The following is a 23,518-nucleotide window of genomic DNA, read 5'->3' as shown; positions in this document are numbered from 1 at the left end:
ATATCCCAAAATTCTAATTGTATGTGCTGATATTCCAATAATGTTATCTTTGGAGATTCTGTTTTTCGGTTTCCCTTTTCTTTTTTTCCTGTTTGCGGAAGTAACCTCTGAAGAGAAAATTATGCTTCAGAGCCTCCATATTCTGGTTGAAGCCTTCGGTTCCCTTTTCGATATTGTAAAGGCTGTTATTGATGTTTTTTGTAAGAACGGTATCAGTGATAAGGGCATTTACCGGTCCTTTTCCATTTTCTATATTTTTACTGAATGTCTGCAGGTTTTTACCAACTGTGATAAGTTCATTGCTTACTGTATTAAGATTATTGCTGGCGGCATTGACGTTATTGAAAGTCTGCTTAAGCTGGGACTCAAAATCTTTGTTGGCAAGGAGAAGTCCCGTTGCTCCTTTTCCCTGGCGTGTAGACGTAATGATGGCTTCTGCAGTACTGCTCAGGTTTTCTATATTTTCCGTGCTTTGGCGTATTTTCAGGATGGATAATTTTAAGTTTTCGGCAAATGCCTTGTCATTAATTAATTTTAAAATCTGGCTGCTGTCAATTTTATGCACAGTGTTTTTAAGAGATTTGGATATATCGTGTATATTGTTGTTGCTTGCCGATAGCGTGTTGAGTATTTCATCCACACCTGATTTGGTATCTGCCGTGAGATATTCTTTTTCCTGCACCGGTCTGCCCGGCTTCCCGTAAGGTAAAATATTGACCACCGCATTGCCGATAATGCCTTCTGTTCCAATCGAGGCTTTGGCACTATTGTCTATATGCTTTGCAATATCTTTGTCTATAAGCATAATGACCTCTATATCATCCCTTTCGGACAATTTTACAGATTTTACAGAACCCGCCTGCATCCCTGAAAATAGCACATTGCTTCCTTCCCTGAGCCCATTAGAGTTTTTGAATTTTGCCCTGAGCTCAAATTTGCTGGTAAAAATACCCGAACCGCTGCCAATGTAAAAGAAAACAGCCATCATAAGTATAAGCCCCGAAATTACAAATAAGCCGAGCTTGATATTATTTTTATTCATATTTTAATCAAAAAATTGTTTAATGTTTTCGTCATCAGAACTTTCAAATTCCTGATAAGTACCTTGTGCATAGCATTTTCCGTCAAGCAGCAAGACTACTCTGTCAGCCGTATTTTTCACACAGTTCATATCGTGTGAGATAATGATTGATGATGTTTTGTATTTTCTATGTATATCCATGATAAGGCTGTCTATTTCTTTTGCCGTTACCGTATCAAGTCCGGTGGTAGGCTCATCATAAAGGATGATTTCCGGCTTGAGGATGACAGTACGTGCCAGAGCTATTCTTTTCAGCATCCCTCCCGACAATTCGGATGGCATAAGGTCTACGGTATGTTTAAGCCCCACACTATCGAGTGCTTCTTCAACCCGTGCGTCAATTTCAACCTGCTTCAGCCGGAACCACCGTCTTCTTAAAGGGAATTCCAGATTTTCGCGGATGGTCATAGAGTCATAGATGGCATTTCCCTGAAAAAGAAAACCTATTTTTGAGCGTGCCTTGTCCAGCTCTTGATTTTCCAGTTGGACAATATCCTGCCCGGAAATCATTATCCTACCGCTATCAGGTGTTAAAAGCCGGACGATACATTTGATAAGCACAGATTTTCCCGTGCCTGATTTTCCGAGAACTACAACATTTTCGTTCTTATCGACCGTTAGGTTAAAACCGTTAAGCACTTTTTTTTCACCAAAGCTTTTATAAATATCTTCAATGACGATGGCCGGTCCATTGTCATTATTGCCGTTTGCTGTTGTTTTTGTTTCCGCCATAATGATGATTTAATTATATCCGAGAATGCCGGTTATCTGTACCGCAATCAGGTCCAAAACGAAGATAAGGATAGAGGAGAGCACGACCGCTGAATTGGCGGCGTTCCCCACGCCCCGTGTTCCTTTTACTGCATTATAGCCTTTATAGGCACCCACGATTCCCACTGCAAAACCAAAAAAAAAGCTTTTGATAAAAGCTGGTATGATGTCACTGAAATCCAAGGAGTCAAAAACCTGTGAATAGAAAAGTGACAGGCTAGTTGTACCGCCAATGTTAACACCTATCCAGGCACCATATAGTGAAATGGCATCCGCCAGGATGATAAGTACGGGAAGCATAAATGTTGTAGCCAGGACACGTGTGGCAACAAGGTATTTAAAAGGATGTGTACCGCTTACTTCCATTGCGTCTATCTGTTCGGTAACCCGCATCGAGCCCAGCTCTGCCCCGATGCTACTGGCAATTTTACCTGCAAAGATGAGAGCGGCGATTACGGGTGCTATTTCACGGATGATGGCAATGCCTACCATTACAGGCAGCTGGGATTCCACACCATAGCGTACGAGGCTTGGCCGCAGCTGCATCGTAAGAACCAAGCCGATGATAAAGCCTGTCATGGCAATAAGCCCCAAAGATTTGTAACCTATGAGATAGCATTGTGCGAGCAGTTCCTTTATTTCATATGGTGGACGGAAACCTAATAGAAAGTAATTTTTGGTAAACTGTGTGATATTGCCTGTTTCCTGTAAAAAACTACGTATTTTAATCATTAACAAATTATTTTTTTAAATTAAAATATTTTTAGTCTACTTTTCCAATTGCTGTATTTTTTTATTGAGCCAATCCCTTATATCTTCATATACATATTCTTTAATATCCTCATTAAGTATTTCGTGCCGCATGTCAAGATAGATTTTTGTTTTAACATCTTTAAATCCATCTTTTTGCATTTGCGTAACCGTTTTTTCGATACCTTTTCCGAAGTCTCCTATCGGGTCATCAGCTCCGCTTACAAAAAGAAAAGGAAATTCTTTTGAGATTTTTTCTGCCCAGTTTCTTTCCGTTGCCTGTTTGTTCAATGAGATGAGTGTGAAGAAAGCGTTATTGGTAAAAGGAATTCCGTTGAGGCTGTCCTTGCAGAACGATTCACGGTTGGATTTGCTAAGGCTCAGCCAACTGGTAAGGTCGCCATCCTTCTCGCCTTTAAAATGTTCATTATTAATTTTGGAAAAAGTTCGATTGATGAATTTGCTCCTGTGTTTTGGGGCAATAAGATTGTTGATGCACAGGAAAAATTTAGCAAAACCGATTCCATTGATTTTTCCTCCCGTTCCCACAATTACCGCTCCTTTAAAATCAGCTTTCTGATTCTGCAGTAAACACCTTGCAATGAAAGACCCCATAGAATGTCCCAGTAAAAAGTGAGAAACGTACGGGTATTGGTTTTCTAAAAATGCCGCCATCGTTCCAGCATCGTCTATCAGTTGCTGTTTGGGATTTTCTTTTTGAAAATAACCAAGCTCTTCTTGGTTTTCCGCCGTTTTTCCGTGTCCCAGATGGTCGTATACGAGAACAGCAAAACCATTGCTCGCCAGATATTCCGCAAAATCCTTATAACGACCGCTATGCTCCTGCATCCCGTGGAGAATAAGAACCGTAGCCTTTGGTGATTCATTTATTGGTTCGGATAATTCATAAAAAAGCGTGTGCGAACCTGAGTTGCCAATTTTCTGCTTGATTATATAGCCTGATGTATGCCTTGCCATAGTCGGTTGGTTTTGCACAAAAACAAATTCTGCCCTTGACAAAAGTAAGAGCAGAATAAAGTTAGATAAATTGGTTATTATACAAAATCTCTTTTATTGATTAAAGAGAGATTCGATATCCTAATGAAAGATTCCATCCACGGTTATAAGATGTTACGTTGTCTATATTGGAAAGATTACCTAATCCCAGGCCATATTGTCCTTTCAGATAGATTCCCCAAGGTGTTTCGTATCCGGCACCGAAATTAAATCCCCAATCGAATCCTTTAGTTTCATCGCTGCCACTACCAAAGTTGATGTCGGTTTCCTGAGAACCGATTACTGGGATATTCTCTCCTTTATATTTACCGCTTACTCCAAATCCGATGTAAGGCCCTACCTCTGCAAAAATTCCTCCGGACTTTCCTCCTTCAATTTTATACTGATATCCGAGATTAACAGGGACTTCAAGGTAATCCATGCTGGTTTTGAAATCTCCGATGCTGGTAGTGGTTTTTGAGCCCTTGTTGCTGTAAAATAAACCGGGCTTTACGTAGAAACCTTGTGACAAAGGGATGTTAACGCCTGCCCCGATACGGAACCCCGTTTTGGAGTCATCGGATTCGGAAGAATTATCGCCTACCTCTGTCTTTATTTTATTAAAATTCAGACCTATTTCAGGGTCAATCGTTATTTGCGCCTTTACAGCGAAAGTAGTTGCACAAAGTGCAATGGCCAGTGTGATTTTTTTCATTTTTTGTATTAATTTAAATTGTCAATCTAATATTGTCGTTAACAAAATTTTTTTTGTTTAATTTCTGTAAGAGGTATGAATGGCTTTTGCCAGCACGTCTGGTTTTTTCCAGTGTTCCGTTACTGGTGTTACTTTTTTATCGAGTCCGAGCAGGGTATAGACCGCAAGGCGTGCTGCACGAACCGAATATTCTTCTGTGAATACCATATCTTCCGGTATTTCCACAAACTGGCTGATAAGAGCCAGGTTGGTGCTGCCTTCAGGAACAACTGCAGGGCGGTCTTTTTTTGCTCTTGGTTGAAACAAGGCATCGATGTAAGGCATCATACACGGGATGACGTTCACCACGCTTTCCTTGATTTCTTGCTCATACTGCTCAAAATGCAGATGATGGAGCAATTCGGTAAGAAGCTCTTCTCCGGTGCAGTCTATCATTGGCTTTTTTACATAATCTCCCACTGCATCGGGATATAATCCATAACCCCATAAAATGGTGGTGTCTTTTTCCTGTGCTTTGAAATGTGGCTGCGCCGCTACGACGATAGATAACCTCCACGCAGAATCCTTAAATGTCATTAGGGCGCCGCTTCCTGGTTTGTTACCAGTGTATTCCTCAATAAGTTTCAGTAGTCTATTTCCTTTGAATGTTGGTGTGAAAGAATACCATTTTGTTTCGTCCGGTTTTGTAAAGAACGGGTCGGGATTCCCCAGTTTGCCCGGTTGTTTATCGGCAATCTTGCGCCATAATGCAAAACTTGGTGGATTTGCGGGCAAATATTTTGCAGGCGTATCATAATCGCCATTATTAGAATTGTCTGTAATACATCCGTTGGTAAAGAATACCAAATCGCCTTCATTCACGGTTATTTTCTCTGTGTTTCCTTCTGCATTGATGCATTCTATTTCCGTTACGGTAATGCCATTATCATCATCGGCAAAATCCAAATCGGTAACGGTTTTTCTTAATGAAAAGTCCACTTTATGCTGATCCAGAAATGCCTTCAACGGCAAGATAACGGATTCATATTGGTTGTATGGTGTTCTGGTAACCCCCTCGAGTGTTTCGATTCTTGAAAATTCCAACAGCATACGTTTCATATAGCGTTGAAATTCAAAAATACTGCTCCATTCCTGCCAGGCAAAAGTGGTTTGCCACATATACCAAAAGTTGGTTGTAAAAAAATGATTGTCAAACCAATCACGAATAGTAATGTTGTCTAAATCATTTTCATCGGCAAAAAACAATTTCAAAAATTTCATCCGGTCCTGAGTATTGAAACCCATATCCGTTACAGGTAAAATGTTTCCGTTCTTGTCAATCAATCGAGCTTTTGCATTTGTCGGATTTGCGTGGTCAAATGCCAGAATTTCATCTTTTACGGAAATGTTCGGGACATCCAGAGAAGGGATACGGGATGTTAATTCCCAAAAGTTTTCATAGGTTTCTTCGTTGAGCATACGCCCGCCACGACAGATGAACCCTTTTTCTTTAGTTCCTGCACCATCGTTGCTACCGCCCAAAATCGGCAGGGCTTCAATGATGTGAATGTTTTCGCCTTTAAAGCCTCCGTCTTCTAACAGATATACGGCGCCGGCAAGACTTGCCAATCCGCCTCCGATGAAATATGCATGTTTGTTCGAATTGCTCATATGATATTTTTTTAGGTTATTTTTATATGATAAAGATATTGATATACCATAATTCCCTAGTATCCCTAAATTCGAAAATCATATACGGAATTTCTTTTTTAAAAATGCTGTTGTCTTCGGTACCTTTGGGGCGATATTAACGCATGCTTTTTAAAGAAACGGCCGAATGCAGAGGTAGAATTAAAGCCTGTTTCAAATGCAATCTGAGAAATATTTTTTTCTGGATAGCCGAGCAGAACGCAAACCTCTTTTAATAAGGCCTCATCAATAATCTGATGCGGCGTTTTGCCGGTCGCTTTTTTTACAATCAGAATAAGATATTTGTTGGAAATGAATAGCTTGTCCGCATAGTATTGTACGTCCTTATGCTGCAAAATATTTTCTTTCACCAATTCATTGAATTTAAAAAAAATATGATTGTTATCCTGTGGAGTGGAATATGCGTTGTCTTTTCTGCCTTCATCAGTTAGGACTGCAACTTCCAATAAAATATTAATAATAATAGTACGAAGAATATCTTCTGTAAAACGACCATTCCTCGTGGTCTGCTGCTGAAGATATTCCAACAAATTGATTAAGTGTTTACTACTTGCTTCGTTGGAAATAACTACATTAAAGGTAGTTTTATTGAATAGAGACAGATTCTCGATAAAAAATGGATTAGAAATGTTCTTAAGCAGGAAATTCTTTTCAAAGAATAGAACCTTCATGCGGAAATCTTTGCTGGTATTTACAAATTTTATAATTGTTGACGGAGCAGATATCAGGAATCCGTTTTGGGATATATTGTAATGGTGATTATCAATTTCTAAATCAATACTACCGGAAACACAGATGCAGAATGCATAAAAATCCATGCGGAACAGTCTTTTTGGGAATTCAAAAATGAGTTTTCCTGAAGATATATAGTAAGGTTCATCACAGTGTACCTGATAAAAAGATAATATTTCTTTAATACTTTCGTAAGCTTTCATAGTTCCGGTTAATGGTACAGATGTGGAGTTTTTAAATAACTTTATTGATTATCAATACTATACAAAGATATAATAAAAAAAACGATGTACTATAATGCATCGTTTTTTATTTTTTGCCGACTAAAAAAGCAAAATAGCGATTCCGGAACGTAGTAATTTATGCTAGATGGTTCAGTTGTGGAGTTACTAATTTACTTTAAATCATTATGAATAAACGGCGAAATCAATGCATTCACTGTAATTACAGCTACTGTATCAAGGCAGGAACAACATCACAAAATAAGCAGCGCTATCAGTGCAAAAAATGTAAAAAGAAGTTCATTGGGAACTATTCTTATCGTGCATATCATAAAAGTACTAATCATAATATTCAGCAACTAATAAAAGAAGGAGTTGGTATTAGGGGTATTAGCAGATTACTTGATGTCAGCAAGACGACTGTACTAAAAAAGATTTTAAAAATCGCTTCTAAAGTTGTTAAGCCACCAATCAGTTCATTTCTGTGTACGCCAATTCCATCATCTTTGATTGTAATCTGACTTATAATTGTTGGATGTATTTCAGAATTATCTGTATAATCTATATCAATCCATACATTGTTCGCTTTTGCCTGGATAGAATTGTTAATTAATTCACAAAATGCTGTAAACGTACTAATGTAGTTTGCAAATAATTCATTTACTAATCTAGAGTTTGTAGTTAATTTTCTATTCATCGGTTATGGTTGATTTTTTTTAGCTATCTTTTCGTACAATATTTGTAATTACTAAAATATTTATGAGCTAATTTAACATATTAAGTTAAACAATTGATACTACAAATTAAATTGAATCTAAAATTCATTTATTAGAATATCAAATTATTATAATATTTTTTGTTTTAAAAATTAATATCCCATTTTCTTACGGGGCAATTCAATTTCATGTGGATATGGCTCTCTAAAAGTGACACTCACATCTTCCCGAAGACTTCTTTCTATTTCCAGTGATTTTTCCTTATCCATCGAATATCGAGGATCTGCAATCAGCGGCATCTTTGCCATTTTTGTGATGGTAACGGTCGGAAAGTGATAATCTACCTCAACGGTTCCCAATAGAAGATAGATACCACCTTCCTTAAAAGGAAACCTTCTGAGACTATCAGGGAAATGGGCTGTGTCAAAATACTGTCCTTCGGCATCGATCCAAGTCCCGAAATACATATCATCCTTCTTCCCGGGATGATTTTTCTTTTTAATGGGCACATGCTTTCTTGAGATCAGATAGGCCAACATCTTAACCTGTTTCTTATGGTATTTCAGCAGATCCCTCACCAAAACGTGACCTCTGTATTTTGTCTTCAGCAGGTCAAACATAGAAAAGGAAACAGGAAAGCCCAATATTTCGATCTCATCAAAAGCATCTTCAAATTGATTCCGTTCAATAACAGGCAGTTGATAATCCTTCTGAGGCTCATCAAATAAAGAAATGATCTTCGTTTTATACTGCCCTTTTGATAATAGGAATCGAGCTTCGATCAGCAATTCATGTTTTTGTTTTCCTGTAAACCTGAAGGCCCCAATAAAAATGAGTATCTGCAGTGACTCTATACCGATCGGTACTCGCTTAATAAAATCCTCAAGTGATGTATAATCTCCATTGTTTCTTCGTTCGTCAGTAATTAACTGCTTGAGAGAAGCTTCCAGTTTTTCGATATGCATAAAACCAAGATATACGTCAGTCCCATACACTGTCGTCTGAAATTCACTGAGGTTGACACAGGGATTATGAATGGTTGCCCCAGCCATTTTGGCTTCATGGACATATACTTCTGTTCTGTAAAATCCACCACCGTTATTGATGGCTGATACCATAAATTCGATAGGGTAGTAGGCCTTGAGATAAAGGCTTTGGTAGCTCTCCACTGCATAGGAAGCCGAGTGTGCCTTGCAGAATGAATAGCCGGCAAACGATTCGATCTGGCGATATACTTCCTGAGATAATTGTTCAGGATGTCCTTTTTTCCTGCAAGACTCAAAAAAATCATCTTTTAATTTCTGTAATGCAGATAAAGAACGGCCTTTACCGCTCATTGCTCTGCGCAAGACATCACCATTTTCTGCAGAAACACCACCGAAATGAAGTGCGATTTTGATGACATCCTCCTGATAGACCATAATACCATAGGTTTCTCCCAATTCCTTTTCAAAGACCTCGTGAAAATATTCGAACTGATCGGGATGGTTATGCCGGAATATATATTCCCGCATCATTCCGCTTTGGGCTACACCAGGACGGATAATGGATGAGGCGGCCACCAAAACCTTGTAATTCTCACACTTCAATCTTCTCAATAATCCCCGCATAGCAGGCGATTCAATATAGAAACAGCCAATCGTCTTTCCGATACTCAGGAACTCATTGCACTTGGCTTCATTCTTTGAGATCCTTGTATCCTCAATGTCAACAGTGATCCCTCTTTTTTCTTCAATCAGTCTAACCGTATCTTTTATGGTTCCCAATCCTCTTTGTGATAGAATATCAAATTTCTCTAAACCTATATCTTCTGCAGTATGCATATCAAATTGTACGATCGGGAATTCCTTTGGGGGAAATTCCAAAGCAGAATAATTCGTGATCGGTTCCTCTGAGATCAGTATCCCGCAGGAATGCATGCTTCGTTGATTAGGGAAACCTACTAATAATTTTTCATATTTATAGATCTCATCAACGATGGAATTCTGATCATGCTGATCCCTCGGTTTTTTAGATAGAATATCCAGTTCTTCTTTGGGTAGCCCGAACACTTTCCCCAATTCCCTAAACCTCGATCTGCTTTTAAATTCCACATTCGTTCCGCAAAAGGCAACATGGTCTTTTCCATATTTATCAAAGATATATTGCAGTATGGTGTCCCGGTTCTTCCAGCTCCAGTCCAGATCAAAATCTGGTGGTGTCTTCCTGTTAAGATTTAAAAACCTTTCAAAATAAAGGTCCAGTTCCAAAGGGCATATGTCCGTGATCCCGATACAATAGCTCACAATGGAATTGGCACCGCTGCCACGACCAACATGCATAAAGTCCATCCGATTGCTGTACTGGACGATATCCCAGGTGATCAAAAAATAGCCACAGAAATTAAGTTGATCGATCACTGCCAGTTCTTTATCCACTCTTGCCTTTGCCTGTACGTTATCATCAGGATATCTTTTGTCTAAGCCCTCATAAGCCAGTTTTTTCAATAATTTAAAATCATTTTCCTTGTTTTCGGTATAGTACTTTTTGTTTTTGGGTGTTTTAAAGTCAAAGTCAAAACTGCATTCATCAACAATATATTTGGTGTTTTCAATGATCTCCTGATATTGGGAATACTTCTCTAACAGTCTTCTTTTACCGATAAAAGTCTCATTGCTTTTACAATAATCATCCTCTGTGAGTTTAGTAAATAAAGTGTTGCCTGCTATTGCCCTCAGAACCTTATGCAGTTCATATTCTTCATCCGTCTTAAAGGTTACCGGATGCAGGATAACCATTTTATGGGTCAAGGCCGTCAGCTCAGGAGCGTATAACAGATTTAATTCATCCTGTCTTATTCCTATATATTCATGTTCCAGTAGTTTTTCCGGTATATTCTTCAGAGGGTAGATCACAAAGCTATCTTCCAGCTGAGGATTAGCTTTAGGGATCTCGATTCCTTCACAATTGTAATTGGTCAAAAGCCTGTTGACCTCTGCGATGCCTTTTGGGTTTTTGGCAAGACAGATGTAGTATTGTTCATTCTCCACCCGAATATCAACCCCAACAATTGGTTTGATCCCTACATTCTGACAAAGCTTATAAAACTGGTAGATACCCGTAACCGTATTGATGTCGGTCAATGCCAAAACCTTTAGTTTATGGTCAACAGCGAGCTGAACCAGATCTTCAACAGAAATGGTTCCATAACGCAAACTGTGATAAGTATGGCAATTGAGAAACATAATAAAATATTAAAGTATTAGACCTGATGCTCTGCCGACACTGGATGGACCGAACCTATCCTTCAGATGATCCATCGTCTGATACAAAGAGATCAATTCTTCCGTATCTTCAAAAAGATCCATTTGGTGCAGGCCATGGACCAGACCGGTAAATCTGACACCGATCAATCGGATCCTCATTCTTCTTGTATAGACCTTATTGAATAGTTCCAAAACATACCTGAGCAAAGTATGATCAGCCGAAGTATAGGGGATCCTGCATTGTTTGGTCTCCGTATCAAAATTCGCATATCGAATCTTAATGGAAACTGTTGAGGTCAGCCATTTTTCGTGTCTCAGCTGATAACAAAGTTTTTCAACCATTCCTGACAATACACTTCTGATGTTCTGAATATCGATGGTATCCTGAGAAAATGTATTCTCTGTAGAGATCGATTTTCTTTCGGAGTATGGAACAACCGGCGTTTCGTCGATACCGTGTGCTTTCTTCCAAAGGGTCGTACCATTCTTTCCGACCAGCTCCTGCAATACATGGACGGGCATCTCAGAAAGCGTCTTTATGGTCTTGACACCTAATCTGGAAAACAACTGGAAGGTCTCAGGACCCACCATCGGGATCTTTTTGATAGACAAAGGATTTAAGAACGGCCGGACATCCAATGCTTTGACCTCCAGTTTTCCAACGGGCTTGGATTCACCCGTCCCGATCTTGGAGACCGTCTTATTGGTGGAAAGGGCAAAACTGATCGGTAAGCCTGTGTTTTTCATCACGGCATCCGCAACTTCATTGGTCCATTGGTAACAGCCAAAGAATTTATCCATTCCTGAAAGATCCAGATAAAATTCATCAATGCTGGCCTTTTCCAATATCGGTACCTTTTCCTGAATGACCTCGGTCACCAGATGTGACATATTGGAATAATATTCCATGTCACCTTTGATGACTCTGGCTTCAGGGCATAACCTCAAAGCCATCCTAATGGGCATTGCCGAGCGGACACCGAATTCTCTCGCCTCATACGAGCATGATGCCACCACACCACGGTCATCGCCTCCAATGATTACGGGCTGTTTCTCCAACACAGAGTTTTTCAGCCGCTCACAGGATACGAAAAATGTGTCCAGGTCCATATGTGCAATTGCTCTTTCCATACTGCAAACTTAGTCACGTTTTTAAACAAATTGTGTATATTTGTTGTCATAAATTATGACAATGTCAATTTTTGCAGATAACATCGTGTTTTTGAGAGGTCAAAAAAATCTAACCCAGCATAAGCTTGCAGATGATCTCATCCTTACCAGATCGAGATATGTTTCCTATGAATATGGGAATGCGGAACCTCCTATTGAAGTATTGGTCAGGATATCCAAATACTACAACATCAGCATTGATCTTTTGGTCACTGTTGACATTCGAAAGTATCCTTTAGACAAAATGGTCAACCTGCCCGGGAATAAGATATTACTGCCCGTGGTGGTAGACAATGAAGGAAACAAGTATATTGAAATTGTTCCCCAAAAAGCTTCGATGGGCTATCTGAACGGATTCAGTGATCCCGAATATATTGAAAGCCTCCCCAGGATACAGTTGCCATTTTTAGGACATGGTATATTTCGAGGGTTTATGGCCGATGGAGATTCTATGCCGCCTTTTGCAAACGGCACTTGTATAGTCGGTGAATATGTAGAAACGTTGGATGACCTGAAAAAAGGAAAACAATATATGTTTATCACAACTGATGGCTATACTTTTAAAACATTTGGTAAAAAAAATAGGAAGACCTTGACAGTATCTGCTGATAATACATTTTATGATTCTTATGATATAGCATTAGAGGATATCGTACAGATATGGCGTTACGTAAGAGGGATCTTACCGGAGGATTATAAACCTTATTATTTGCCAGAACAAACTAACCTAAGAAGTTTGATTGATGAAGCCAAGCGAAGCATCACAAATCTTGAGAATGGAATATTGAAGATCAATCCATAAAAAACTCCCCCGAAGGGAAGTTAAAAACACAAATGATGAAAAAAATATCCCACAAATATGGGACGGTCAAATATAAAAATTTTAGAAGAAGATTGCAATGAGTCAGCTGAGTTTATTTGATGCCGAAGAGTTTTACGAGTTTCCAAAAGACCTTTTGGAATACAGGGAGAATTTCCTGAGTAGGGAAGAGGCTGATGGATTAAAAGACCATCTGCTTACAACCGCCAAATGGGAACAGCGTACTCAGAAAATGTATGATAAGACCGTCTTGACGCCGCGACTAACTGCCTGGTATGGCGATCAGAACAAATCTTACGAATCAGCTGATAATAATACTTCAAGTACCAATCTCTGGATCCCGGAGCTATTATCCCTGAAAGAGCGAATTGAAAAAGAATTTGGATATAGGTTCAATGGTGTTCTATTAAATCTCTATCGTGACAACAATGATTCAGTTGCCTGGCACAGGGACAAAGAAAACAGATATGGAAAACGCCCTGTCATTGCATCGATCAGCCTTGGGCAGACCAGGAACTTTGATTTCAGAAAAAGAGACCACCATCAAAGCAAATACGGTCTGCCGCTTCCTAATGGTTCACTCCTTATTATGAAAGGTGACCTGCAGGAAAACTGGGAACACCGGATCGCCAAATCTACTGTACGTATGAAGAAACGTATTGATCTAATATTCCGATTGATCAGTGAACTATAATATCATAAAAAATAAAATTAAATAATAGTTATATGTCTATTTCTTACTACGATTTTAAAAATCTACCCACTCAATCTCAATACGAATTGGCCTTGGCCGAAGGAAGGGTCATCAGTGAAACCTCTAAGGATGGACTAAAGTTTGTATTGTATGAGCTGTCAAGTTTTTCAGTTGAGATCGTATATAAGACCATCAATAACAAGATAGAAGGTCTTAGCGTATTCCAGAATAAAGGAACTCTATGACACATAAGATAATTTTCATTTGTCTGCGTATCAAAACTAGTGTGATCCAGATCACATTAAAATAGTGATTTGGGTCCTGTGTTTAAAACACAGATAAATTCCAACTTTGTAGTACTAAATTAAATAGATATAAAAATGAGCAAAAAAGTTTTATTCGTGTTAACGAGTCACGACGAATTAGGAAATACTGGTTTGAAGACAGGATTCTGGACCGAAGAATTGGCTGCCCCTTATTATGCACTGTCTGATAAAGGAGTTGAAATAACACTGGTATCTCCGAAGGGAGGTCAACCGCCGATCGATCCGAAAAGTGAAGATCCCTCATCTCAAACGGATGCCACACGCAGAATGGACAATGATGAGGTTTTAAAGAATAAATTAAAAAACACCCATAAATTATCGGAGGTTAAAAGTGAAGATTTTGATGCGGTATTTTATCCTGGTGGACACGGTCCTTTGTGGGATCTGGCTGAAGATAAGGTTTCTCAACAACTTATCGTAGATTTTTATACCAATGACAAACCTGTAGCATTTGTATGCCACGCACCAGGGGTTTTGAAGGATGTGAAAATTGACGGTGAATATTTGGTAAAAGATAAAAATGTCACTGGATTTACAAATACCGAGGAAGAGGCTGTACAACTTACGGAGATAGTTCCGTTTCTGGTTGAAGATATGCTGAAACAGAATGGCGGATCATACAGTAAAATTGAAGATTGGGCTCCTTACGCTGTGGTTGACGGAAGACTGGTCACAGGACAAAATCCTGCATCATCTGAAAAAGTGGCTGAGGAATTATTAAAACTTATTTAGTTTTTTCATTCCAAAGGATCAGACCTTAACGTTCGACTGTAAAATAATTCCATTCTTTTTAGGAAAAATTAGGATAATCAGGTCTTTTTTAAAATACAATTAACACCACCATTCACTTTCAAATGTATTTAGTTTACATAATTTTGCAAAGGAAATACTTTTATAAAGGTTTTCATGGTTATTAGTTTTTATCCCCATATTATTTGGGGATTTTTTATTTCTAAAGCAACTAAAATGTTGTAATAGTTGAAGCCAAAAGTTAGAAAGCGACATACGTTCTATATTCTTTTAAAGTATAGGTAATTGTTGCATTCAATTTAAAAGCTCACCTTTTCAGGATATGTAAACACGGCTATTTTATTTAAGTTCAATTAGCAATACCTTTGCTTATCAAGCTTTTTTAAAACGACAGTCAATCACATGGACGATCAAGATGTCACATATCCGGTCTATTCACCAGCCTCAGTCATTGGGATCTTCAGCAATGCCCTGAAGCTCAATGCCACGGTCAATCTGATCTATCTTAAAGGCAGATATGCTTTTGGTGGCGGTAAATCCTATGGGAACTACTATTATGACCTTCTGTTCTCAGAAGGTGATCATACTTCGATAGGGATTCGTATTTCTTCATTGCTCAGGAGCAAGATCACCAATAATGAGGTCTACACACTCAGAGGCTTTATTGAGAAAAGCATTAAAAATTCTTCGATTGAACTGCGTTTTGTGGTTGATGAGATCGTTCAGCAGGAAGAGAGATCCATCTCCGAAGAAGAACTGGAAAGGTATGGGCTGATCCAGAAAAAACTGGAGACAGGATCAAAAGACCTTGAGACCCTGATCAGGGATAAGATGCTCAAAGATGAAAAAGTCAGGGTCGCTAACATCTATGGGAACAACGCCATTGTCCAGAAGGATTTTTTTGAAGGATTGGATGTTTCCCTAAAATATTTTGATATTTCAGATCACAGCTGCAATATCACTTCCTCCACGGCGATCATTTCCAAACTGAAGGAAATTTCAGCTTTGGATTATGACATTGTTGCCTTGGTCAGGGGAGGAGGTGACAGGCAAAGTATGGAAACTTTTAATGACCTGAACTTATCCGAATTATTCATCACAATGAAACCGGTTACTGTCACGGCTATCGGTCATACGGTCGATGAGACCTTATTGGATAAGCTGGCCGACAAGCGTTTTCATTTACCCCACGATTACGGTGCTGGATTGCATGCCATTGCAGAGAAGCTATCCCACGAAAGATCCAATTCAAGAGCCCTCCTAATCGATGAGGTGAAAAAAGATGTCACCAAGCAGTTTTCGGAGCAGGTAGAAGCTTTGGAAAAACAGCTGAAGAAGAAAAATGAAGAGTTCACCGAAGCCCAGAAAATATATAAAGAGCAAGTAGAGAACCATAACAAAACCTTTACAGACCAACTGAAAATCAGAAACGAGGAATTTCAGAAACTTCAGTTATCATCTGGTAAACAGTTGGAAGATCTTCAGAAGAATTTCCAGGAGCAGCAGAAACAGCGCCAGGCTGAAATGGAAAACTACAAAAAGGAGATCGCCATTCTGCACGAAAAGAATGTCCAGTCCGCCATCAATGAAAAGACTGCTTCATTAAGAATTCTTTTAGAAAATGTAAGGCAGGATAATGTAAGGCTGAATCAGGAAGTGCACAGAAATAAAACTAATTATGGGAAGATTATTATAGTTTTTCTTATAGCATTGATCATTGGCTTTTTCTTAGCAAAACTGGTTTAAATAGCGTTTTGAACCGAGACACGTTACTAGATCAGTTTTCTCTCTTTGGCAATAACGGCAAGGTGGAAAGGCGTTTTCGCACCGCATAGCTTTTTTATAATTGTAAGTCTTTTCTCAATGCTGCTCTTACTTGTAATGATCGATTCGTCGTCCTCAAGTTGTTTCGGTATATCACCGATCTTCAGACCTTGTGACAAGTACTTTAGTATCAAAAAATCTACTTTTTCCATTTAACAAATTTAAAAATAATTATGTTCTGTCGAGTTCGATCCAGACAGGTGCATGGTCACTGCTTTTTTCCCAGCCGCGGACTTCCTTGTCGATACCCCCTCTGAGCAGGCTTGATTTCAAATATGGGCTTAATAAAATATGGTCTAATCTGATTCCCGCATTTCTGTCGTACGCTTTGTATAGATAGTCCCAAAATGTATAGATCGTTTCATCTTGAAATAAGGTACGGATAGAATCTGTCCATCCATTTTTCAGAAACTGGCTGTAAACTTGTCTGACTTCTGGTTGAAAAAGTGCATCATCTTTCCATCTTTCAGGTTTATAAACATCTTTTTCAGTCGGAATAATATTAAAATCGCCTATCAATATGGCAGGCAGATTCATATCGATAAATTGTTTTGTTCTTTTTTTTAGACGCTTGATCCATTCCATTTTGTATTCAAACTTTGGCCCTGGAAAAGGATTTCCATTCGGTAAGTAGAGACAGCAGATCACGATCTGGTCAATAATCACTTCAAGATAGCGGCTTTGAATATCATCTGCATTACCAGGCAGTGAACGCTGGACTTCTGTCATGTCAAAACCTCTAGATAGGATTGCTATTCCATTCCATTGCTTTTGTCCATGCCATATCGCCTGATAGCCGGCTTGGTTAATTTCAGCAATAGGGAATTTTTCCTGCGGCGCCTTCAATTCCTGAAGGCATACGATATCTGGCTTTGCATTTTTCAGCCACTTAAGGAGGACAGGCAGGCGACTGTTGATGCCGTTCACATTGTATGTTGCTATTTTCATCGTTACGACTTACGTTTATATTTTCTTTAAAGCTGAAGCTTTGTGGACAGCACTTTTACCGGTCTTTTCGCTCATCACATCATATTGCGGGCTGTCTTGAGAAGCTCTTCTCTGCCTGTTTATAAAAATAAAATCGCTGGTATGAATTGTTGTGATGATTCCATGGGTCTCTCCATAACGAAATTTCCATTTGACCTTATCTCCTTTTTTCAACATTATTTTTATTTTATACCGATTTCAATATGATCTGATAAACCAATATAAAGACAAAAACCATACCTTATAAAAGAACCTTTTTACTTTATATCATACGATATTCAGTACGACGATAAAACCGATTAAGATATTTATTCTAAAATATAAATACAATAAATCTTTTCGGTACTACGAAAAGGTAGTGATTTTATGTGATGTGCAATTTCCAACTTTACCCCAATAAAAAGTTGATCAACTGTTCAAATCATTATTAACATCAAAAAATCACCGTTATGAATACCGAAAGAACAGAATTTATCGCATGGATGGAAAAGATCATGGAACGATTCGACATCCTCAAAGAACAAGTCTCATCCAGCCAGTCCAGATTCATAGAGATCGACGGCGAGGTGCTGCTTGACAATCAGGACGTATTACAACTCTTAAAGATCAGTTCAAGATCATTGCAACGCTACCGCACGGACAAGAAGCTGCCTTACTACACCATCAGTGGCAAATTGTATTACAAGCTGTCCGATGTCCATCAGCTCATCAGAGAATGTTTAAGTGCATAATGAAGTAGGACAGATGCTGCCAAAGAAGTAGACAAAGTTCCAAATCAAAACAGTCACCACCAACCCCTCTATCTTCATCGAACAAAATATCTGCTATGGAAGAGAAGGTACAGAATGCACCCAATGAAACGAATAAAATCAAGCCGGTGTCCGACACATTGCTTGTCTTGAACATCCATACCAATGCGGTCGAGATGGTTAAAGGAATCGACCAAGATGGAAACCTTCAAAAGATACCTCCCAAAGAGAAAAGAGACAACGACCAATTGATCCGGGTTGACAAGCAGGGTGACCTGTTCTCGAACTTCTTTTCCAATTTTTACCGGCAGCTTAAAAACCCATCGCATTTCAATTTCTTCAAGGTCTCGGAATACGATGCCGTCAACACGGCGAAAGACCTTCAGCAATATGTTGATCAGGCATCCCCTGAAGAAAAGGAAAAGCTGAAAGATTATGCAATACAATTAAAAAATACAAACCCATTAAAAAATCAGAATACAATGGAAAACAACACAGAAACTCAGGAATACCGTTTTCAGCCGGAACAGATCGACTGGAAGACAATGGAAAAATTTGGGCTTAACAAGGAAAAGCTAGAAAAGATGAATGCTATGGATCCTCTGCTCAGAGGTTTCAAGACCAATAATTTAATTCCTATTACCATCAATCTGGGAACAGCGGTCAGCAAGATGGATGTCCGTCTATCACTCCAGACCGCAGACAACGGAGAGGTTGCCGTGAATCTGCACGGCATTCGCAAAGAGCCTAACTACAATCTTAAGTTCCTCGGTCACGAGTTCACTGACGAAGACAAGAAAAACCTTAAAGAAAGTGGCAATATGGGAAGGGTCGTCGATCTGGTCAACCCCAAGACCGATGAGATCATCCCATCAGTCATCAGCCGTGACCGACTGACCAATGAATTGGTTGCGTACAGGGCAGAGTATATGAAGATCCCGGATGAGATCAAGGGCATCAAGCTGGATGATCACCAGAAGCAGACCTTACTCGAAGGTAAGCCACTTTATCTGGAAGGAATGACCTCCAAAAAAGGAGAACTGTTTGATGCTACTGTACAGTTCAACGCTGACAAACGCTATGTTGAATTCATTTTCAACAACAACCAGAACCAGCAGCAAACGCAACAGCAGAGTCAATCTACCTTGCAAAATCAATCCAAAGGTGGGGAAGCCCCGAGAGTATTCCGTGGAAAAGAACTGGATGATGCACAGTATGATAAATTCAAAGCAGGGCAGACGGTGTATGTTGACGGACTTGTTGACGGCAAAGGAAAAGCCTACCAAGGCTACATCACCTTCAACAAGGAAACATCTAAAACGGATTTTTCTTTTACCAACCCCAACAAATTGAAAGAAAAAGCCCAAACATCAGAAGACCATAAGACACAGAAAGCGGTCAATTCCGATGGCAAGACGAATGAAGCCACCAAGAATCTCAAAGAGCCTTTAGATTCCAAACAGCAACAGCCTGCCAACAAGCAACAGGAAGCCCAGCAGAAGAAACCCGTCAGATCCAAAGGGCGCAAGATGTAATCCAAGACTTACAATTACAATCACAAAAACAATTCTAATCATAATAAATCCAATCCTATGAAAGCCATCATCGCAGAAAAGCCAAGTGTTGCACGAGAGATCGCCCAATTGTTAAATGCCAACGAAAGAAAAGACGGTTACCTGGAGGGCAACGGTTACTGCATAACCTGGGCATTAGGTCATTTGGTGTCATTGGGAATGCCGGAAGATTATGGTATAAGAGGCTTTGACAAAGCCTCTTTACCTATCTTTCCAGATCCATTCCTGTTGATCCCAAGGTCCATCAAAAAGCAAAACCACAAAGGTTACCAGCCTGATCCGTCAGCCCTCAAACAATTAAAGATCATACAAAATATCATCAATAGATGCGAAAGCATTATTGTAGCTACCGATGCGGGAAGGGAAGGAGAGCTGATCTTCAGATACATCTACCACCATCTAGAATGTAACAAACCATTTGAAAGACTGTGGATCAGTTCCCTTACAGAAAAAGCCATACAGGATGGCTTCAAAAAGCTACAGTCCGGTTCAGCATTCGATGGTTTGTATCAGGCAGCCAAAGCCAGAAGCGAAGCCGACTGGCTGGTCGGGATCAATGCCACCCAGGCATTGAGCATTACCGCTAACCAGGATGTTTATTCCTTAGGCAGGGTACAGACCCCGACATTAGCTTTGATCTGCAAAAGATTTGATGACCATCAAAATTTCAAACAGAAGAAATACTTCCAGATCCAGTTAAAGCACCGAAAAGAATACCTGGATTTCACCAGCCAGTCAACTGAACAATGGGAAGACAAAAAACAGGCAGAGCAGATCCTAAGATCCATAGAAAGAGAGGGCAGGGCCACTGTTGAGAATGTCTCAATCCAAACTTTAAAAGAACCAGCACCCCTACTTTTTGACCTGACAGAACTTCAGAAGGAAGCCAACAGAAAATTGGGACTATCAGCCGATGAGGTCTTGCAGACCGCACAGTCACTTTACGAAAAGAGATTCATCACCTATCCAAGAACTGGCAGCAACTATATTCCCGAAGACCTCTGGGCGGAGATCCCGGAGCTGGTCAGAATCCTCAATACGGTCGATCAATTCAAACCTGCCATTTCAACCCTTAAATTCGGGAACTTCAACAAAAGGATGGTCAATGACCTCAAGGTGACCGATCACCACGGGCTCCTCATGACTACAAAAATACCATCGGCACTCACCGCAACGGAGAAAGCCATCTACGATATGATCGCCTATCGTTTACTGGAATCCCTTTCAGAACATTGCTCCAAGCAGGTCAGTCATATTACGCTCAAAGTGCACCACTATGAATTCAGCATCAAAGGATCAAAAATACTCACCAAAGGCTGGCGGGCCATCAAAGGCATCCTCTCAGATCACAACAGCAATAACAGCAAAAATAACGACAGCACTTCCAATAACCATAACGTCGAAGAAACACTCATTGAACTGCCGGAAATGAAGATCGGGGATGAGTTGAAGATCTCCCAAGCAGATCTACAGGAAAAGATAACCCAACCGCCCAAACTGTACAGTGAGGCAGATTTGTTGTCAGTAATGGAAAATGCAGGAAGATCGATCGAAGACAAAGAAGCTCAGAAAGCGATTTCGAACATTGGAATAGGTACACCCGCCACCAGAGCCTCCATTATTGAAACCCTGCTCAGCAGAAACTACATCATCCGAAAAAGCAAGACTCTAGTACCAACCGAAAAAGGAATCAAAGTTTACCATCTGGTCAAAGATAAAAAGATAGCCAATGTACAGATGACCGCAGAGTGGGAGATGGCATTGGATAAGATCGAAAACAGCAAACTCGATGCAAAACAATTCATCACCGATATCAAAGACTACACAACAGAGATCACCAAAGAACTTTTATTATTATCCATCGCTCAAGAAAACATCCCGGAACTCAAATGCCCAAAATGCAAGCAGCAAAACCTTATCATCAAGGACAAAATCATTAAATGTCCAGATGAGCAATGCAACTGGTTACAGTTCAGAACTGTTTGCGGAGTACAGCTCAGCATAGAGCAGATCACTTCACTCATCAACAACAGAAAAACCCCACTTATCAAAAATATGAAAGCAAAAAACGGAAAAAAGTTCAGTGCCTACATCGTTTTGAAAGAGGATCACAAAACCATCTTTGAATTCCCTGATCACTAAATTTATTTTAAAATAAGTATCTTAGAAATAAAAAATATGAAAGTGTTTTTATGCCATAAACATTCATCAGTTGTAATCAAATGGGATCTTCCGTACCTCCCCCGTATTGGAGAATACATTTCAACCGCAGAACTTTTATCTGAAAAAGAATCCAAACAGCTGGGAGCCAAAACTGATTACCTCAAAATCATCAATATCGCATGGTTTCTTTACAAAGACATCAGAGAATCTTCTGTAGAAATGCTTCTTGAGTGATTTTGACTAAAACTTAATATGCGGTATTGTCTTAGTAAACAGAATTACTATTGCAATAGATTATTTTGAGATTTGATGAAATATTTTTCTTTTTGACATTTTAGCCCCAGAAAGATATCGAAACATTTTCTTGAAGATTTAAACAAATTAAATTTCTTCAAAAGCGACATATATATCCTAATTTTAAATGATTTAAATATATAATTAATATTTCCGTAAATATGAGACAACATTATGTTCCAAAGGTATATTTGAAAAATTTTGGAGAGAAAAATAAACGTACATATACTATAGAGGTCTACGACAAACAAGAAAAAAGATTCTTTAAAGTTGCTACGGATAATATTTTAGCTATTACAAACCTTTATACTTTAGTTTTACCAAGCCAAAAGTCAAATGATGCGTTAGCTGTAGAAAATGTCTATGCCAATTTCATTGAACCTATGTTTAATAGATCAATAAAAATATTATTTGATAAAAAAAGGACGAATATAAATAATTTAGAAAGATCTGAAATTATAATTTCTATACTTCACCTATTACATAGAAATCCACATGTTTTCTCTAAAATGATAGATGAACATATTATTAATATTCAAAGTCTTTATGATCATGCTGTAAAAGCAAACGAAGCAAGATTTGATTATTTGGACGAAAAATATTTAGTCGAGGGTTTTAATATTGATGTAATAAGGTCTGAAGTCACTTCTAAAATTGATAAAATATTTAGAGAAAATCATCTCGACTTAACGGCAGCATTTTCTGAAATGCACGAATTTTTAATTATTGAAATTCACACTATTGAAGATGATTCAATTTTCTTTACTAATGATAATCCTGTCTTTTTTGAGGATATTACATCTGATAAATCAAACAATCCGTTTAAAAGGACAGTTGAATTCTCTCTACCTTTAAGTAAAAAACATCTGGTTAAATTATATCATGACAAAAATAAGATGGTAAATTATATTTATCGTCAGAAGATGCCAAATTTTAGTGTCAGCTTGATTAATTATGAAACTATTTCAAAAGCAAAAAGATTTGTTATTTGTAGTGAAAATGATTATCAAAAATTTTTAGAACATAAAGAGATTATTGACGATACTTCAATTCATAGAAAAATGGATGTTTTAAAACAAATAATTGAAGATTGCGAAAGAGACAATAGTAGAGATGATGCCTACTATCTTATCAAATTATATCATGAAAAATATAAAAAACAGAATAATGATTTGTCAAAGAGTGACGAATATATGATGATGCAAGAATTTAAAAAAATTAACTCAAAAAATAAAATTTCAAAAATTTAAC

Annotated in this window: 23 protein-coding genes and 1 pseudogene; 11 read left to right on the top strand and 13 right to left on the bottom strand. The window is 38.7% G+C overall.

Annotated features, from left to right (window positions below):
- Nucleotides 1-43: 43 nt before the first annotated feature.
- The 7 genes from BUC06_RS11985 to BUC06_RS11955 form a co-directional block, all read right to left on the bottom strand.
- Nucleotides 44-1,042: an MlaD family protein gene (locus BUC06_RS11985; RefSeq protein ID WP_073334148.1), complete on the bottom strand. Its 999-nt coding sequence runs from the start codon at nt 1,040-1,042 to the stop codon at nt 44-46.
- Nucleotides 1,043-1,045: 3 nt separating this feature from the next.
- Nucleotides 1,046-1,813 carry an ABC transporter ATP-binding protein gene (locus BUC06_RS11980; RefSeq protein WP_028122565.1) on the bottom strand — a complete coding sequence of 256 codons (768 nt, stop codon included), beginning with the start codon at nt 1,811-1,813 and terminating at the stop codon, nt 1,046-1,048.
- A 9-nt stretch (nt 1,814-1,822) separates the two neighbouring features.
- Nucleotides 1,823-2,584: an MlaE family ABC transporter permease gene (locus BUC06_RS11975; RefSeq protein ID WP_028122566.1), complete on the bottom strand. Its 762-nt coding sequence runs from the start codon at nt 2,582-2,584 to the stop codon at nt 1,823-1,825.
- Between the two features lie 36 nt (nt 2,585-2,620).
- On the bottom strand, nt 2,621-3,580 hold the full coding sequence (locus BUC06_RS11970; protein WP_073334147.1) for an alpha/beta fold hydrolase: 960 nt from the start codon (nt 3,578-3,580) through the stop codon (nt 2,621-2,623).
- Between the two features lie 100 nt (nt 3,581-3,680).
- Nucleotides 3,681-4,313, bottom strand: coding sequence for a porin family protein (locus tag BUC06_RS11965; RefSeq protein ID WP_028122568.1), 633 nt, complete (start codon nt 4,311-4,313; stop codon nt 3,681-3,683).
- A gap of 57 nt (nt 4,314-4,370) precedes the next feature.
- Nucleotides 4,371-5,963, bottom strand: coding sequence for an oleate hydratase (locus BUC06_RS11960; protein WP_073334145.1), 1,593 nt, complete (start codon nt 5,961-5,963; stop codon nt 4,371-4,373).
- Nucleotides 5,964-6,061: 98 nt separating this feature from the next.
- Nucleotides 6,062-6,937 carry a helix-turn-helix domain-containing protein gene (locus BUC06_RS11955; RefSeq protein ID WP_073334144.1) on the bottom strand — a complete coding sequence of 292 codons (876 nt, stop codon included), beginning with the start codon at nt 6,935-6,937 and terminating at the stop codon, nt 6,062-6,064.
- A 206-nt stretch (nt 6,938-7,143) separates the two neighbouring features.
- Here BUC06_RS11955 and BUC06_RS24500 point away from each other — a divergent pair.
- Nucleotides 7,144-7,248: pseudogene (locus BUC06_RS24500) on the top strand (IS1/IS1595 family N-terminal zinc-binding domain-containing protein); the annotation flags it as partial.
- Nucleotides 7,249-7,307: 59 nt separating this feature from the next.
- Here BUC06_RS24500 and BUC06_RS11950 read toward each other — a convergent pair.
- The 3 genes from BUC06_RS11950 to dinB all read right to left on the bottom strand — a co-directional run bounded on the left by BUC06_RS11950 (nt 7,308) and on the right by dinB (nt 12,047).
- On the bottom strand, nt 7,308-7,652 hold the full coding sequence (locus tag BUC06_RS11950) for an ATP-binding protein (protein ID WP_063970976.1): 345 nt from the start codon (nt 7,650-7,652) through the stop codon (nt 7,308-7,310).
- Between the two features lie 171 nt (nt 7,653-7,823).
- Nucleotides 7,824-10,895: a DNA polymerase III subunit alpha gene (locus BUC06_RS11945; RefSeq protein ID WP_073334142.1), complete on the bottom strand. Its 3,072-nt coding sequence runs from the start codon at nt 10,893-10,895 to the stop codon at nt 7,824-7,826.
- A gap of 9 nt (nt 10,896-10,904) precedes the next feature.
- Nucleotides 10,905-12,047 (bottom strand): DNA polymerase IV, encoded by a 1,143-nt coding sequence (dinB, locus tag BUC06_RS11940; protein ID WP_073334141.1) that lies wholly within the window; start codon nt 12,045-12,047, stop codon nt 10,905-10,907.
- 61 nt (nt 12,048-12,108) lie between these two features.
- Between dinB and BUC06_RS11935 the strand changes: the two genes are divergently transcribed.
- From BUC06_RS11935 to BUC06_RS11915, 5 genes are all read left to right on the top strand, one after another.
- Complete coding sequence (locus BUC06_RS11935) at nt 12,109-12,888, top strand: LexA family transcriptional regulator (protein WP_073334139.1); 780 nt, start codon at nt 12,109-12,111, stop codon at nt 12,886-12,888.
- A 97-nt stretch (nt 12,889-12,985) separates the two neighbouring features.
- Nucleotides 12,986-13,600, top strand: a complete 615-nt coding sequence (locus BUC06_RS11930; protein ID WP_073334138.1) for an alpha-ketoglutarate-dependent dioxygenase AlkB family protein — start codon at nt 12,986-12,988, stop codon at nt 13,598-13,600.
- Nucleotides 13,601-13,632: 32 nt separating this feature from the next.
- A complete protein-coding gene (locus BUC06_RS23565) occupies nt 13,633-13,845 on the top strand; it encodes a hypothetical protein (protein ID WP_073334137.1) in 213 nt (70 codons plus the stop codon).
- A gap of 135 nt (nt 13,846-13,980) precedes the next feature.
- The gene (locus tag BUC06_RS11920) at nt 13,981-14,658 is read left to right on the top strand and encodes a type 1 glutamine amidotransferase domain-containing protein (RefSeq protein ID WP_073334134.1); all 678 of its coding nucleotides are present in this window, start codon (nt 13,981-13,983) and stop codon (nt 14,656-14,658) included.
- 420 nt (nt 14,659-15,078) lie between these two features.
- Nucleotides 15,079-16,422, top strand: coding sequence for an exodeoxyribonuclease VII large subunit (locus BUC06_RS11915; protein WP_073334133.1), 1,344 nt, complete (start codon nt 15,079-15,081; stop codon nt 16,420-16,422).
- 26 nt (nt 16,423-16,448) lie between these two features.
- Here BUC06_RS11915 and BUC06_RS11910 read toward each other — a convergent pair whose 3' ends face one another.
- From BUC06_RS11910 to BUC06_RS11900, 3 genes are read right to left on the bottom strand one after another with little or no spacing between them, the layout of a single operon-like run.
- Nucleotides 16,449-16,634 (bottom strand): hypothetical protein, encoded by a 186-nt coding sequence (locus tag BUC06_RS11910; protein WP_139263353.1) that lies wholly within the window; start codon nt 16,632-16,634, stop codon nt 16,449-16,451.
- Nucleotides 16,635-16,671: 37 nt separating this feature from the next.
- A complete protein-coding gene (gene xth / locus BUC06_RS11905; protein WP_073334131.1) occupies nt 16,672-17,448 on the bottom strand; it encodes an exodeoxyribonuclease III in 777 nt (258 codons plus the stop codon).
- A gap of 15 nt (nt 17,449-17,463) precedes the next feature.
- Nucleotides 17,464-17,664: a hypervirulence associated TUDOR domain-containing protein gene (locus BUC06_RS11900; protein ID WP_073334130.1), complete on the bottom strand. Its 201-nt coding sequence runs from the start codon at nt 17,662-17,664 to the stop codon at nt 17,464-17,466.
- Between the two features lie 272 nt (nt 17,665-17,936).
- Here BUC06_RS11900 and BUC06_RS11895 point away from each other — a divergent pair, with 272 nt between their 5' ends.
- The 5 genes from BUC06_RS11895 (at nt 17,937) to BUC06_RS11875 (ending at nt 23,517) form a co-directional block, all read left to right on the top strand.
- Nucleotides 17,937-18,218, top strand: coding sequence for a helix-turn-helix domain-containing protein (locus tag BUC06_RS11895; RefSeq protein WP_073334128.1), 282 nt, complete (start codon nt 17,937-17,939; stop codon nt 18,216-18,218).
- Nucleotides 18,219-18,313: 95 nt separating this feature from the next.
- Entirely contained in the window at nt 18,314-19,771 is a 1,458-nt protein-coding gene (locus BUC06_RS11890; RefSeq protein WP_073334126.1) for a DUF3945 domain-containing protein, read from the top strand.
- A gap of 57 nt (nt 19,772-19,828) precedes the next feature.
- A complete protein-coding gene (locus tag BUC06_RS11885; RefSeq protein ID WP_073334125.1) occupies nt 19,829-21,952 on the top strand; it encodes a type IA DNA topoisomerase in 2,124 nt (707 codons plus the stop codon).
- A 36-nt stretch (nt 21,953-21,988) separates the two neighbouring features.
- On the top strand, nt 21,989-22,207 hold the full coding sequence (locus BUC06_RS11880) for a hypothetical protein (protein ID WP_073334123.1): 219 nt from the start codon (nt 21,989-21,991) through the stop codon (nt 22,205-22,207).
- 221 nt (nt 22,208-22,428) lie between these two features.
- Nucleotides 22,429-23,517 (top strand): DUF4238 domain-containing protein, encoded by a 1,089-nt coding sequence (locus BUC06_RS11875; protein WP_073334122.1) that lies wholly within the window; start codon nt 22,429-22,431, stop codon nt 23,515-23,517.
- Nucleotide 23,518 lies beyond the last annotated feature (1 nt).

It is taken from the genome of Chryseobacterium carnipullorum, from assembly GCF_900142785.1.
Taxonomy (GTDB): Bacteria; Bacteroidota; Bacteroidia; order Flavobacteriales; family Weeksellaceae; genus Chryseobacterium; species Chryseobacterium carnipullorum.
The sequence above is the reverse complement of the archived record's forward strand: the minus strand, read 5'-3'. Positions and strand labels throughout refer to the sequence as shown.